9 protein-coding genes are annotated in these 14,529 nt (G+C 66.3%); 3 read left to right on the plus strand and 6 right to left on the minus strand.

Annotated elements, in window-relative coordinates; translation table 11 throughout:
- Window positions 1-24: 24 nt before the first annotated feature.
- Window positions 25-4,014 carry a bifunctional nitrate reductase/sulfite reductase flavoprotein subunit alpha gene (locus tag EXE63_RS29945; protein ID WP_168144953.1) on the minus strand — a complete coding sequence of 1,330 codons (3,990 nt, stop codon included), beginning with the start codon at window positions 4,012-4,014 and terminating at the stop codon, window positions 25-27.
- 133 nt (window positions 4,015-4,147) lie between these two features.
- Entirely contained in the window at window positions 4,148-5,581 is a 1,434-nt protein-coding gene (locus tag EXE63_RS29950; protein ID WP_168144954.1) for a nitrate/nitrite transporter, read from the minus strand.
- Between the two features lie 191 nt (window positions 5,582-5,772).
- On the opposite strand from EXE63_RS29950, the gene EXE63_RS29955 reads away from it, so the two are divergent.
- From EXE63_RS29955 to EXE63_RS29965, 3 genes are read left to right on the plus strand one after another with little or no spacing between them, the layout of a single operon-like run.
- Complete coding sequence (locus tag EXE63_RS29955; RefSeq protein ID WP_168144955.1) at window positions 5,773-6,126, plus strand: molybdopterin oxidoreductase; 354 nt, start codon at window positions 5,773-5,775, stop codon at window positions 6,124-6,126.
- Window positions 6,127-8,640, plus strand: coding sequence for a nitrite reductase large subunit NirB (nirB, locus tag EXE63_RS29960; protein ID WP_168144956.1), 2,514 nt, complete (start codon window positions 6,127-6,129; stop codon window positions 8,638-8,640).
- Window positions 8,637-8,933 (plus strand): Rieske (2Fe-2S) protein, encoded by a 297-nt coding sequence (locus EXE63_RS29965; protein WP_168144957.1) that lies wholly within the window; start codon window positions 8,637-8,639, stop codon window positions 8,931-8,933. Before nirB ends, EXE63_RS29965 begins: the two co-directional genes overlap by 4 nt.
- 292 nt (window positions 8,934-9,225) lie before the next feature.
- Here EXE63_RS29965 and lgt read toward each other — a convergent pair whose 3' ends face one another.
- From lgt to trpC, 4 genes are read right to left on the minus strand one after another with little or no spacing between them, the layout of a single operon-like run.
- Window positions 9,226-11,547 (minus strand): prolipoprotein diacylglyceryl transferase, encoded by a 2,322-nt coding sequence (lgt, locus tag EXE63_RS29970; protein WP_168144958.1) that lies wholly within the window; start codon window positions 11,545-11,547, stop codon window positions 9,226-9,228.
- Window positions 11,544-12,332, minus strand: coding sequence for a tryptophan synthase subunit alpha (trpA, locus tag EXE63_RS29975; protein ID WP_105362275.1), 789 nt, complete (start codon window positions 12,330-12,332; stop codon window positions 11,544-11,546). The genes lgt and trpA overlap by 4 nt, the downstream gene beginning before the upstream one ends.
- Window positions 12,329-13,588, minus strand: coding sequence for a tryptophan synthase subunit beta (gene trpB, locus EXE63_RS29980; RefSeq protein ID WP_168144959.1), 1,260 nt, complete (start codon window positions 13,586-13,588; stop codon window positions 12,329-12,331). The genes trpA and trpB overlap by 4 nt, the downstream gene beginning before the upstream one ends.
- 7 nt (window positions 13,589-13,595) lie before the next feature.
- The gene (gene trpC / locus EXE63_RS29985) at window positions 13,596-14,414 is read right to left on the minus strand and encodes an indole-3-glycerol phosphate synthase TrpC (RefSeq protein WP_168144960.1); all 819 of its coding nucleotides are present in this window, start codon (window positions 14,412-14,414) and stop codon (window positions 13,596-13,598) included.
- Window positions 14,415-14,529: the final 115 nt, after the last annotated feature.

The raw sequence follows: 14,529 nt of genomic DNA on the forward strand, positions 1-14,529 counted from the left end.
AGGAGCGACTTTTATTCGCGGCGATCAGTACACGTCGCGAACATACCGCTTGGTCGCGACGAGTTCCTTCTTGTAATCGTGGGCGGCCTCGGCCGACATCGAGCCGTACTTGCGGATGATCTTCATCAGAGCGTCGTCGACATCGCGAGCCATCCGGTTGGCGTCACCGCATACGTAGAAGTGCGCGCCGTCCTCCATCCAGCGCCACAGTTCGGCGCCGGCATCGAGCATCTTGTGCTGCACGTAGATCCGGTTGGCCTGATCGCGGGAGAACGCCAGATCGAGATGGTTCAGCAGGCCGTCGGCGACCATGTGTTCCAGCTCGTCGCGGTAATAGAAGTTCTCGGCGCGGTGCTGGTCGCCGAAGAACAGCCAGTTGCGCCCGGTGTGGCCCAGCGCGCGGCGCTCCTGCAGGAAGCCGCGGAACGGGGCGATCCCGGTGCCCGGGCCGACCATGATCATCGGGGTCGCCGATTCGGCGGGAGGCCGGAAGTTCGGCGAGCGCTGCACGAACACCGGCACCGAGGACGCCCGGTCGGCCAGATACGTCGATGCCACACCGCCGCGGTTTTCGCCGCGCGCGCTGCGGTAGCGCACCACCGACACCGTCAGCTGCACCTCGTGGGGGCTGACCAGCGGACTTGAGGAGATCGAGTACTGCCGCGGCGTCAGCCGCACCAGCGCGTCCTGCCATTCCAGCGCATCGGCGTGCAGCGCGAATTCCTCGACGATATCGAGGCCGTTGCGCCCGGCCAGCCACGCGGTCTTGTCAGCGGACTTGCGCAGCTTCTTGGCGTCCCGGCTGCGTTCGGCGACGAAGCTCAGCAGATTCGGGGTCACCCGGCAGATGTCATAGGAGAAGGTGAGCGCGCTGCGCAGGTCGGTGTCGGCGCCGTCGACCTCGATGATCTCGTTGCCGGACAGCCCGGTGGCGGCCAGCCACACCGAGACGGACTCCTCGGAGTTGGTGACGAACACTCCGAGGGAGTCGCCGACGGCGTACCCGGCACCGTGCTCGGCGACGTGCTCGGAGATGTCGAACCCGAACTGGCGCACCTCCTTCGCCGCCGACAGCGGGGTGAGACGGGTGTTGCGGCACAGCGGTGCGTGCACCGGGGCGCTACGGGTGAGGGGTACCGGGGATTTCGGTGTAGCCGGGGCGATCGGCGCGGGCGCGGCATCCAGTCCGGCGATCACCTCGTCGGCCCAGGCCGCCATCGGTGCCTCGTCGTAGATTTCGCAGTCGGCGCGGTCGACGGACCGGACGGCTCCGAGCTCCGCGAGCCGGGCATCCAATGCCTTGGCATGCCCGCAGAAATTATCGTAGGACTGGTCGCCGATGCCCAGCACCGAGTACCGCACACCCTCGAGGGTGGGCGCGTCCGCGGACACCAACCGGTCCCAGAACTCGGCACCGTTGTCCGGCGGGCCACCGTCGCCGAAGGTGCTGGTGACGAACACCACATCACCGGCCGCCGGCAGGTCTTCCAGGACGGCATCGTTCATCGTGATCAGCCGGGCGCCGGACAACCGGGCGGCCAGTTGGGCGGCGAACTCTTCGGCGTTGCCGGTCTGGGAGGCCCACAAGACCATCGGCCCGGGCGCGGTGAGGCGTTCGGGTTCCGCGCGTGAATAGGTCCCGGCGAGCATGCCGTCCACCCACAGCCGGACCTGGGCGCGCACCGGGGCCGACGCCGGGAGCACCGGCACTCCGGGAGTACCGGCGTCCAGGCCGGCGAGAAAGCCGGACAGGTAGTACTTCTCGTCCTCGGTGAACTCCGGTGTCATCGCGGCCAGCCCGAACGGATCGGGGCGTTCCATCTGGATGGGACGCAGCCGCACCGCGCACACCTTGAGCTCGGGCTGTAGCGACTCGGCGTCGACGGCGTCATTGGTCAGGGCGTTGACGGTCAGGTACTCGCCGTGTTCGTCGTTCCAGTGGAACGGCACCCATACATTGCCCGGCTGCACCCGGTCGGTGATCTGCACGGGCAATACGGCCCGCCCGCGCCGCGACGTCAGCTCCACCTGCTGCCCCTTGGTGATGCCCTGCGCGGCAGCGTCATCCGGGTGCACCTCCACAAAAGGGGCGGCGTTGAGCTTGTTGAGTTTGTCGACCCGGCCGGTCTTGGTCATGGTGTGCCACTGATGCTGCAACCGGCCGGTGTTCAGCACCATCGGGTAGTCGTCGTCGGGCAGCTCGCGGGCATCCATGTGCGGGCGGGCGAAGAACTGCGCCCGCCGTGTCGGTGTCGCGAAGGCCAGCCGCGGCCGGTGACCGTTCTCGTCGACATGCAGGCTCTGGGACACCCCGTCGTTCAGGTAGCGGATCGGGTTCCGGCCATCTGTGGTCGTGGCCTCCCCCTCGGGCGGGCAGGGCCACTGCAGCGGGGTGTCCCGCAACCGCTCATAACTGGCCCCGCGCAGATCGTATCCGGTGCGGGGGTTGGCGAACCGGCGGATCTCGTCGAAGATCTCCGAGCCCGACTTGTAGGCGAAATCGTCACCGAAACCCAGGTATTCGGCGACCCCGCAGATCAGCTCCCAGTCCGCCCGGGCGTCCCCGACGGCCGGGACTGACTGCTGCAGCAGCGTGAGGTTGCGCTCGGAGTTGATCATGACGGCATCGGTCTCGGCCCACAGCGCGGCGGGCAGCATGATGTCGGCGTAGCGGTTGGTGGCCGTGTCGACGTAGGCGTCCTGAGTGATCACCAGTTCGGCCATCTCGAGTCCGGTGATGACGGTCGCTCGATTCGGCACGGTGGCAACGGGATTGGTACAGATGATCCAGCAGGCCTTGATCTCCCCGGCGGCCGCCTGCTCGAACATCGCGATGGTGCCGGGGCCGACATCGGAGCGGATCGTGCCGGGGTCCAGTCCCCACTGCTGCTCACAGAATTCCCGGTCCTCGGCGGACAGCACCGCACGCTGGCCGGGTAACCCCGGTCCCATGTAGCCCATCTCGCGACCACCCATGGCGTTGGGCTGTCCGGTCAGCGACATCGGACCGCTGCCGGGCCGACAGATCGCGCCGGTCGCGAGGTGCAGATTGCAGATGGCGTTGGTGTTCCAGGTGCCGTGTGTGCTCTGGTTGAGCCCCATCGTCCAGCAGGTCATCCACTCCCCCGATTCCGCGATCATCGCGGCGGCGGTGCGGATGTCGGCCTCGGGGATCCCGGTGATCTCGGCGACGCGCCCGGGCGGGTAGTCGGCCAGGAAGGCAGGCATCGCGTCCCAGCCCTCGGTGTGTTCGGCGATGAAATCCTGGTCGATGTCGCCGTTCTGGACGAGCAGATGTAGCAGTCCGTTGAGCAGCGCCAGATCGGTGCCCGGTTTGATCGCCAGGTACAGGTCTGCCTTGTCCGCGGTGGCCGTGCGCCGCGGGTCCACCACGATGAGCTTGGCACCGGATTTGATCCGGTCGGCCATCCGCAGGAACAGGATCGGATGGCAGTCGGCCATATTCGCGCCGATCACGAAGAACAGGTCGGCCGAGTCGAAATCGGTGTAGGACCCCGGCGGGCCGTCCGCACCGAGGGACTGTTTGTACCCGGTTCCTGCGCTCGCCATGCACAGCCGGGAGTTCGACTCGATGTGCACGGTGCGCAGATAGCCCTTGGCCAGTTTGGTCGCCAGATACTGCGCCTCGATGGACATCTGGCCGGACACGTACAACGCCACGGCATCGGGCCCGTGCTCGTCGATGATGGCCCGCAACCGCCGGCCGGCCTCAGCGACGGCCGCGTCCACCGGCACCGGTTGCGGTTCACCGCCCCGCTCCCCACGCACCAGGGCAGTGGTCAACCGGCCGTCGGTGGCGGCCATCATCTCGGCGTGCGTGGCGCCCTTGGTGCACAGCCTGCCGAAGTTGGTGGGATGCAGCCTGTCCCCGCTGACCCTGGCGATGACGGGGAGCCCGGTGACCGCATCCGGGGCGGTGGTGACCTCGATGCCACATCCCACACCGCAGTACGAGCACGCGGTGCGTGTCGTCTCTCCCACGGTCGCCGTCATCCGACCATCGTGCGCGGGCACTGTTCCGGTTCCTTTGAGCCGACGTTATCGCGAAGAAAACTCGACCTCACAGCGGGCTCACCCCCTCGGTGAGCCCGCTGTGCGGCGGCGTGTTGGGCGATGGGTCGCCAGGTCAAGCGGTGACTGCCTGCTCGGGCAGCACGTCATCCTTGGCCGTTTGACGTGCGGCACCCATCCGCAGGAAGACGAACCAGGTGACGAACGCGCACACCACGTAGAAGCCGAGGAACACCCAGAAGGCGTTGGTGGCCGATTTGGCGTCGCTGACATAGGACATCCGCAGCACGATGTTGATGAACACCCCGCCCAGGGCTCCCACCGCACCGGCAAACCCGATCAAGGCCCCGGACATGCTGCGCGACCAGGCCGCCTTCTCGTCCTTGCTCCACTCGTCGTGGTTCTGGGCCTTCGCCTCGAAGATCGACGGGATCATCTTGTAGGTGGATCCGTTGCCCAGCCCGGACAGGATAAACAGCAGGATGAATCCGGCCACGTAGGCGCCCATCTGGGTGCTGGTGGGGGCGCCTGCGGCCGCATCGTCGAGCACACCGGCGGCCACCAGGATGCCGGCGGCGAAGATCATCGCGACGAACACATAGAGGGTGATCTTGCCGCCACCGATCTTGTCGGCGAGTTTGCCGCCGAACGGTCGCGAGATCGAGCCCAGCAGCGGGCCCAGAAAGGCAATCTGCGCGGCATGCAGAGAGGCCTGTGCGGCGGTGTCGCCGCCGGCCAGGAAGTTGATCTGCAGCACCTGACCGAAGGCGAACGAGAAGCCGATGAACGAACCGAAGGTGCCGATGTACAGGAAGCTCATCACCCAGGAGTCCTTGTACCGCATGGCCTCGACCATCGCCCCCAGATTGGAGCGCTGATTGCCCAGGTTGTCCATGAACACGGCCGCACCCAGTGCGGCGAGGCCGACCAGCACCAGGTAGATGGCGCAGACCAGGTATGGCGCGGTGTTGCCGATGGTGGCGATGACCAGCAGACCGATGAGCTGGATGACCGGCACTCCGATGTTGCCGCCCCCCGCGTTCAGGCCGAGCGCCCAGCCCTTGAGCCGCTGCGGATAGAACGCGTTGATGTTCGTCATCGACGAGGCGAAGTTGCCGCCGCCCAGGCCCGCGAAGGCCGCGATGATCATGAACGTGGTGTAGGACGCGCCCGGTTGGGCCATCACCCACAGCGTCAGCACCAGCGGAATCAGCAACAGCAGCGCGCTGACGATGGTCCAGTTGCGACCGCCGAACCGCGCGGGCGCAATGGTGTACGGAATGCGCATGAATGCACCGATCAGCGTCGGTATCGCGACGAGGTAGAACTTTCCGGCGGGGTCGATGCCGTACACGTCCTGCGGCATGAACAGCACCATCACCGACCAGATCGACCACACCGAGAAACCGACGTGCTCGGCGAAGATCGACCAGATGAGGTTCCGTTTGGCGATCTCCTTCCCGGGGGTCTCACCGTCGGTCCCCTCCCAGGCATCGACATCCTCGGCATCCCAGTGAGCGATGTCACGATTGCGGCTTGTATTAGGCACTAGTTCCTCCCAGCAGCGGAAACGGTTGAGGAGAAACTATGTTTCGGCCATTCCGCCTCCGTTGCCCCACCGTGTCGGGTTTGTCAACACCTACTCACACCGGCCGTATCCCGCTTGGTGCGCCACGGTATTCATGCGCGACGCACTTCTGAAACGAATTCGAAACAATGGCCCCTTAGCTTCGCTGAAGCATGAGCGATGGCAGCACACCACAGTTCCTGCAGGGCGCCTTCCCGTTCGAAGGGGCCGGTTTGGACAAACCGGTGCCCATCCATGACACGTTGCGCTACGTGGTCCCGGCGGGCATCGTCACCCAGCCGGTGTACTTCCGCGGCGGGAACTCGACCAAACACATGGTCTCGGTGGTACTGGTCCGTGACGGTGTCCCGATGCGCTACTTCCCCATTGCCGCCAGGGGCGCCACCCACGTCGCGTTGCGCGTCGTCGAAGATCTGCTCGCCGACACGGTGCTCGAGGTGCACATCGCCGCGCCCGAGGGTTGCTCGGGCACCGTCATCCTCGATCTCGGCCTCGTCGAGGTCTAGATGACCGTCACCGAAGCGGTCATCCTTCCCGAACATCGGGCGTCCACCGCTAAGGCGCGCCTGGTGGTGGTCGGCAACGGGATGGCCGGTATCCGCGCCATCGAGGACGTGCTGGCCCGCGGCGGCGGCGAGAAGTTCGACATCACCGTGTTCGGGGACGAACCCTACGGCAACTACAACCGGATACTGCTGTCGAATGTCCTTGCCGGCAAGGATGATCCGTCAGAAATCTATCTGAACGCACTTGGTTGGTACACCGACAATCACATCGGCCTGCGGGCCGGGGTGCGCGTCGTCCGTATCGACACCTTCGGACATGTGGTGCTCGCCGACGACGGCTCCCGGGTACGGTACGACAAGCTGATCCTGGCCACCGGCAGCCGTTCGTTCTTTCCGCCGATGACCGGCCTGTGGGCCGACGACAAGAACATGGCCGACGGCGTGTTCGGTTTCCGCACCCTCGACGACACGTCGGCGATGATCGCCGAGGCCGCCAACCGCACCAAGGCCGTCGTCATCGGTGGCGGATTACTCGGACTCGAGGCGGCCCGCGGGTTGCAGAGTCGCGGAATGGCAGTCGACGTGGTGCATGCGGCATCGACGCTGATGAACGCGCAGCTCGACGACCCCGCCGGCAACATTCTGCGCACATCGGTCGAGAGCCTCGGCATCGGGGTGCACACGTCGAAGAGGACGACAGAGGTGCTGGTGCAGGACGGCAAGCTCACCGGGATCGTGTTCGCCGACGGCGAGCGGCTGGACTGCGACATGCTGGTGATCGCGGCGGGCATCCGGCCCAATGTCGGACTGGCACAACGGGCTGGGCTCACGGTTGAGCGCGCCATCGTCACCGACGACCACATGCGCTCAGTCGACGACGACGACATCTACGTGGTGGGCGAATGCGCACAACACCGCGGGCAGGTCTACGGTCTGGTCGCACCGCTGTGGGAGCAGGCGAAGGTGCTTGCCGACCATCTGACCGGCACCGACAGCAAGGCCGCCTACCACGGTTCGCGGGTGGCCACCAAGCTCAAGGTGGCCGGCGTGGACGTCGCGTCGATGGGGGTCAAGGGACCTGAACATCCCGACGACGAGTTCGTCCAGTATTCCGAGCCCAAACACGGTGTGTACAAGACCATCGTCATCCGGGACGGGAAGCTGGTGGGCGCCACGCTGATCGGTGACGTCAGCAAGGTGTCGTTCCTCACTCAGGCCTTCGACAACGGGCTGCCGTTGCCCGACGAGCGGGTGGCACTGATGTTCGACATCGGCACACCGGATGTGGCCGTCGGCGTCGCCGAGTTGGCCGATGACGCGCAGGTGTGCAACTGCAACGGCGTGTCCAAGGGCGCGCTGGTGGCGTGTGTGCGGGCCGGTGAGACGTCGATGTCGGCAGTGATGGCAAAGACCAAGGCCGGCAAGGGCTGTGGATCGTGCAAGGAACTGGTCGGACAGGTCGTCGAATGGGCTGCAGGCGGTGCGGTGACTGAGGATCCATCGGCCTCCTGGTACGTGCCTGGCGTGCCGTACGCCAAGCCGGAGCTGATGGGGCTGATCCGGGATCTGCAACTGCACTCGGTCTCTTCGGTATTCAATGCGCTGGCACCCGACGGCAAACACGACGCAGGATCGAAGATGGCGCTGGCGTCACTGCTGGAGATGATGTGGGCCGACGAGTTCGTCGACGAGAAGGATTCGAGGTTCATCAACGATCGGGTGCACGCCAACATTCAGCGGGACGGCACCTTCTCGGTGGTACCGCAGATGAAGGGCGGCGTGACGAGCGCGTGGCAGTTGCGGCGTATCGCCGATGTGGCCGACAAGTACTCGATCCCGATGATCAAATGTACCGGCGGACAACGCATCGACCTGCTGGGCATTCGCAAGGAAGACCTACCCGGGGTGTGGGCCGACCTGGAGATGCAATCCGGCTATGCCTACGGCAAGAGTTTCCGAACCGTGAAAACCTGTGTGGGTAGCGATTTCTGCCGGTTCGGCGTGGGCGACTCCACCGCGTTGGGAATCGCCCTGGAGGAACGGTTCCAGGGCCTGGCCAGTCCGGCCAAGATGAAGCTCGCCGTCACCGGGTGCCCGCGTAACTGTGCCGAGTCGCTGTGCAAGGACCTCGGCGTGGTGGCCGTGGACGGTGGCCGCTGGGAGATCTATGTCGGCGGTGCCGCGGGCGCCCATATCCGCAAAGGTGACCTGATGGCCACCGTCGACTCGGCGGCGGAGGTGATGACGCTGACCGGCCGGTTCCTGCAGTACTACCGGGAAAGCGCCAACTGGCTGGAACGCACCTACGCGTGGGTGCCACGGGTGGGCATCGAACACATCCGTGCGGTCGTGGTGGAGGACGCCGACGGGCTCGCCGAGGGACTGGATGCGCGGATGCAGAAATCGATTAATGCCTACCGGGATCCGTGGCTCGACGGGCGAGAGCCGGCGACCGAGGGACAGTTCCGCACCTCGCTGCCACTGCTACCGCTGCCGCAGGTGCCGGTGCGATGAGCGATCTAGGGCCGGTCTCCCAGGTTCCCCTGGGAGAGGGCCGGACCTTCGCCGTGGAGAACAGCCAGATCGCGGTCTTCCGATTGCGCGACGGATCGCTGCGGGCGCTGGATGCCGTGTGCCCGCACAAGGGTGGGCCGCTCGCCGATGGGCTGGCCGACGAATCCGTGGTGGTGTGCCCCCTGCACGGAGCGACCTACGACATGTGCACCGGAACCGAATCCGGTGGTGGCGCCCCGGTGCGCAGCTATCCGGTTTCCGAGGTCGACGGGCGGATCCAGATCACCACGTAGGTGTTGCGCGTACTACTCGCCGAAGCGGTTATGCGCCAGTACTTTTTGTGGATCTGTGGATAGAACAGTTGCCTGTGGACAACTGATTTGCGCGCCGAGCGTTTTCGATACAATTCGAACATGTTTGCGAATGCGGTGTTGGATCGGGAGACCGTGCTAGCGGCTTTCGAGGCGTTCGACCCGGTCTGCGAGCAGTTGGCCGCTCGAAGTCGGTCAGGACACCCTGACTCATTCCCATCATCCGGAGGAACTGCTCAGACCCCCGGACCCGGAGCCCTAGCTCGCCGGCCGGTCAGCTGTTGCGGCGGAACCACCGGGGTTTACGGAAGCGTTCACCGAGACTCTTTGTGTCCGTACTTGATTCGGCGTCGGTGTTCACAGCGGGCGACTCTTGGGAATCGGTCACAGAGTCGTCAGAAGCGACAGGCCGTGCGGTCAAGACCTCGGACACCGCAGCTTCCGAGGTCACCTCCGCGGCGGTGGCCTCTTCGGCGTCGACTGGTTCCTCAGTCGGGACAGACTCGTCGGTGGCTTCCGCCGTGTCGGCTGCCTCGGCCTCGGGTGACTCCTCGACTTCTGCGGGCTCACCATCGGCATCGGGCTCATCGGTCACGGCCTCGGACATCGCAATGACAGCGTCGCCCTCGGCTTCCTCGGCTTCCTCGGCTTCCTCGGTTTCCTCGGACTCCGAGTCGGCGAGCTCGACAGCCGCTGTCTCGACGGGCTCATCCTCGTCGGAATCGCTGTCGACGACCTCGGCCTCGGGTGACTCCTCGTCTTCGGCGGGCTCAGCATCAGCATCGGGCTCATCGGTCACGGCCTCAGACACCGCCGCCTCGTCGGAGTCGCTGGCGGCCACCTCGGCCTCGGCAACGGCTTCTACGGCGTCGACTGGCTCCTCAGCCGGGACAGACTCGTCGGCAGCCACAGGCTGTGCGGTCAAGACCTCGGACACCGCAGCTTCCGAGGTCACCTCCGCGGCCACGGGCGCACTCGCGGCCTCGTCGGTACCGCTGTCAGCCGCCCCGGCCTCGGCAACGGCCTCGGGAACCGCCTCTTCGGCGTCGACTGGCTCCTCAGCTGCCGCCGACGCGTCGGCGGCCTCCGCCGTGTCGGCTGCCTCAGCCTCGGGTGACTCCTCGACTTCTGCGGGCTCACCATCGGCATCGGGCTCATCGGTCACGGCCTCGGACATCGCAGTGACAGCGTCGCCCTCGGCTTCCTCGGACTCCGAGTCGGCAAGCTCGACAACTGCAGTCTCGACGGGCTCCTCCTCGTCGGAATCGCTGTCGACGACCTTGGCCTCAGCAACGGCCTCGGCAATGGCTTCTTCGGCGGCGACCGGCTCCGCAGCTGCCGCCGACGCGTCGGCGGCCTCCGCCGTGTCGGCTGCCTCAGCCTCGGGTGACTCCTCGACTTCTGCGGGCTCACCATCGGCAACGGACTCATCGGTCACGGCCTCGGACATCGCAGTGACAGCGTCGCCCTCGGCTTCCTCGGCCTCCTCGGACTCCGAGTCGACGAGCTCGACAACCGCCGTCTCTACAGGCTCTTCGACGTCGTCAGCCTCATCGGCGGCGTCGGCCACCGTTGCGTCCTCGGCAGTCGCCGAGTCCCCACCTGGCGGACTCTCCGAGTCCTTGCGGTCGGCCTCACCCGCGACCTTGGCGGCGGCGACCACACCCGCGACGGCACCCACCTGGATCACCTCGGTGGCCGCCTCGTCGGCGACCGAGGTCTCACCGATGTCGGCGTTGCCGCGAAGTGACGCCGGATCCTCGCGCCCCTTGGGCGCCACCATCACGTAAACCACCGCCGCGATGAAGACGAACGTGGAGGTGAACGAGTTGACCCGGATACCGGCGATCAGCGTCGCGGTATCGCTGCGCAACAACTCGACCCAGAACCGGCCGAGACAGTAACCGGCGACATACAGCGCGAACACCTTGCCGTGGCCGAGCTTGTAGCGCCGGTCGACCCAGATCAGCAGCGCAAAAATCAGGAGATTCCACAGCAGTTCGTACAGGAACGTGGGGTGGACGACACCGACCACCTCGCCCGTCGACACACCGTTGAGGGAGTCACGGAACCCGGCAGCATCACGGCGTTCGTAGATCTCCAGGCCCCACGGCAGGGTCGTCGCCCGGCCGTACAGCTCCTGGTTGAAATAGTTACCCAGACGTCCGATGGCCTGCGCCAGGATGATGCCCGGCGCAACGGCATCTCCGAACGCGGGCAGCGGGATTCCCCGTCGCCGGCAGGCGATCCAGGCTCCGACCCCGCCGAGAGCCACCGCACCCCAGATGCCCAGTCCGCCATCCCAGATCCGGAACGCCGCGCCCAACCCGGCGCCGCCGGTCCCGAAGTAGGTGGGCCAGTCGGTCATGACGTGATAGATGCGGCCACCGACCAGCCCGAACGGCACCGCCCACAAGGCGATGTCGTAGATCACGCCACGTTCGCCGCCGCGTGCCTCCCACCGCCGATCACCGATGACCAGCGCAGCGACGATGCCGATGATGATGCACAGCGCGTACGCACGCAGCGGTACCGGACCGATGAACCAGACACCCTGCGCGGGGCTGGGGATGTAGGCCAGTGTCGTCACGGTCATGCCCGCACCGCCTGGCGCACACCTTCGGCGAGTTCGGCGGTCAGGGCGCGCAGCGCCGGCAGACCGTCGTCGAGAGCCGATACCAGCGCCGAGCCGACGATCACACCGTCCGCGTAGGCGCCGATCTCGGCGGCCTGCTGACGCGAGCGCACGCCGAGTCCGACGCCGACCGGGATATCCGATATCGCCTTGACCCGGCTCACCAGCTCCGGTGCGGCGTTCGACACGGCATCACGCGCACCCGTCACACCCATGGTCGACGCGGCGTAGACGAACCCGCGTGAGGCCTCGACCGTCGCGGCCAACCGCTCCTGCGTCGATGACGGCGCCACCAGGAAAATCCGGTCGAGATCGTGTTGCTCCGACACCCTAATCCACTCATCGGCTTCATCCGGGATCAGATCCGGCGTGATGAGGCCCAGTCCACCCGCCGATGCCAGATCCCGTGCGAAGGTCTCGACGCCCTTGCACAGCACCGGATTCCAATAGGTCATCACCACGGCGTGACCACCGGCGTTGCTGATGGCCTCGACGGCCCGCAAGGCGTCATACACCCGTACGCCGCCGGCCAACGCCACCTCGGTGGCCCGTGCGATGGTCGGCCCGTCCATACCGGGATCGGAGTAGGCGACACCGACCTCGATGATGTCGGCGCCGGATTCGACCATGGCCGTCATCGCCGAGATGGATGTCTCGACATCCGGATAGCCGGTCGGCAGGTAGCCGATGAGCGCCGAGCGGCCCTCGGCGCGGCAACCATCGAACAATCCGGCGAGCCGGCTCACGAATCACCGTCCAACAGTCCGAACCACTTTCCTGCGGTCTCCACGTCCTTGTCACCGCGACCGGACAGGTTCACCACGATGATCGCGCCGTCCCCCAGTTCTGCGGCGAGCTTCATCCCGCCCGCCACCGCGTGGGCCGACTCGATGGCCGGAATGATGCCTTCGGTGCGGCACAGCAGCAGGAATGCATCCATCGCCTCGGTGTCGGTGATCGGTCGGTACTCGGCACGGCCGGCATCCTTGAGCAGCGCGTGCTCGGGGCCGACACCGGGATAGTCCAGACCGGCTGAGATCGAATGAGATTCGAGGGTCTGACCGTCCTCGTCCTGCAACAGGTAGGAGAATGAGCCCTGGAAAGCGCCGGGCGAGCCACCGGTGAATGTTGCAGCGTGCCTACCGGTTTCGACTCCGTCACCGGCCGCCTCGAACCCGACCAGCCGGACACCCGGATCGTCGATGAAGGCGTGGAACATTCCGATCGCATTGGAACCGCCGCCGACACAGGCGGTCACCGCATCCGGTAGCCGGCCGGCCTGATCGCGGATCTGCACCCGGGTCTCCATGCCGATGATGCGCTGGAAGTCGCGGACCATGAGCGGGAACGGGTGCGGACCGGCCGCGGTGCCGAAGCAGTAGAAGGTGTCATCGGCGTTGGCGACCCAGTCGCGGAACGTCTCGTTGATGGCATCCTTGAGTGTCTTCGATCCCGATTCCACCGAAACCACCCGCGCGCCCAGCAGGCGCATCCGGGCCACGTTGAGTGCCTGGCGGGCCGTGTCGACGGCTCCCATGTAGATGACGCAGTCCAACCCGAGCAGCGCGCAGGCGGTGGCGGTCGCGACGCCGTGCTGGCCGGCGCCGGTCTCGGCGATGACCCTCGTCTTGCCCATCTGACGGGCGAGCAGGGCCTGCCCCAGCACATTGTTGATCTTGTGAGATCCGGTGTGGTTGAGGTCTTCTCGCTTCAGGAAGATCCTGGCACCACCGACATGGCGGGTGAGCCGCTCCGCTTCATACAGCGGGGACGGGCGGCCGCTGTAGTGACGCTGCAGACGGTCGAGCTCGTCGAGGAAGGTCTGATCGCTGCGCGCCTTCTCGTAGGCGGCGGTCACCTCTTCGATGACGGCCATCAGGGCCTCGGGGACCAGGCGTCCGCCATAGGGTCCGAAATGTCCCTTGGCGTCCGGGTCGTGGCTGGTGGGTTCGGCGAGGGCTGCGCTGGTGTGGGGCAGCTCGGGGCCGGCGATATCGCCCATGTCTAACTCAGCGGGCGGGTTTCGGGCAGGACGGGTGAGCGCCTGCGGTGACAAGGTCGGATACGGCACTACGCGGGTCGCCACTGGTGACCAGGCCCTCCCCGACGAGCACGGCATCGGCGCCAGCACCGGCGTAGGCCAGCAGGTCGGCCGTGCCGCGGATGCCGGACTCGGCAACGCGGATGACCTTTGACGGCAGTCCCGGCGCGATCCGCGCGAAGCAGTCGCGATCGACCTCCAGGGTCTTGAGGTTGCGCGCGTTGACGCCGATGACCGAAGCGCCGGCCTGCAGGGCGCGGTCGGCCTCCTCCTCGGTGTGCACCTCGACCAGGGCGGTCATCCCGAGCGATTCGGTGCGGTCGAGCATCGACTCCAGGGCCTTTTGCTCCAGCGCCGCCACGATCAGCAGCAGCATGTCTGCGCCATGGGCGCGGGCCTCATGGATCTGGTACGGGCCGACGATGAAGTCCTTGCGCAGCACCGGAATCGACACCGCCGCACGCACACTGTCCAGATCGTCGAGCGATCCGTTGAAGCGGCGTTCCTCGGTGAGCACGCTGATGACGCGAGCGCCACCGTCCTCGTAGGCCTTCGCCAGCTGCGCGGGATCTGCGATCGACGCCAACTCACCACGTGAAGGGCTGGCACGCTTGACTTCGGCGATCACAGCGATGCCGGGCACACGAAGCGCGGCCATCACATCCAGTGGCGGCCGCGCATCTTTGGCCCGTTGCTTGATGTCGGCGAAGCTCACGGCGGCTTCACGGGTGGCAACGTCGGCGCGGACTCCTTCGATGATGGAGTCGAGCACGGTCGCCGAACTCATTGGCCATCGTCCTTTTCCGTCGGCCGGGATCCCCCCGGAATGGTCTGCGTCGACCACGTCGATGTCATGGACCCCGTTGTTTTCTGAAAGGTTAGTCGCCAGCGCCACACCTTCT

Source organism: Mycolicibacterium frederiksbergense (assembly GCF_012223425.1).
In the GTDB taxonomy this organism is placed as follows: Bacteria; Actinomycetota; Actinomycetes; order Mycobacteriales; family Mycobacteriaceae; genus Mycobacterium; species Mycobacterium frederiksbergense.

Excerpts from the sequence above, each read along its gene's own strand:
- EXE63_RS29965 (WP_168144957.1), top strand. The coding sequence starts at position 8,637 with ATGAGCGATCTAGGGCCGGTCTCCCAGGTTCCCCTGGGAGAGGGCCGG.
- trpC (WP_168144960.1), bottom strand. The coding sequence starts at position 14,414 with ATGAGTTCGGCGACCGTGCTCGACTCCATCATCGAAGGAGTCCGCGCC.
- EXE63_RS29945 (WP_168144953.1), bottom strand. The coding sequence starts at position 4,014 with ATGACGGCGACCGTGGGAGAGACGACACGCACCGCGTGCTCGTACTGC.
- trpB (WP_168144959.1), bottom strand. The coding sequence starts at position 13,588 with ATGGGCGATATCGCCGGCCCCGAGCTGCCCCACACCAGCGCAGCCCTC.
- EXE63_RS29955 (WP_168144955.1), top strand. The coding sequence starts at position 5,773 with ATGAGCGATGGCAGCACACCACAGTTCCTGCAGGGCGCCTTCCCGTTC.
- nirB (WP_168144956.1), top strand. The coding sequence starts at position 6,127 with ATGACCGTCACCGAAGCGGTCATCCTTCCCGAACATCGGGCGTCCACC.
- lgt (WP_168144958.1), bottom strand. The coding sequence starts at position 11,547 with ATGACCGTGACGACACTGGCCTACATCCCCAGCCCCGCGCAGGGTGTC.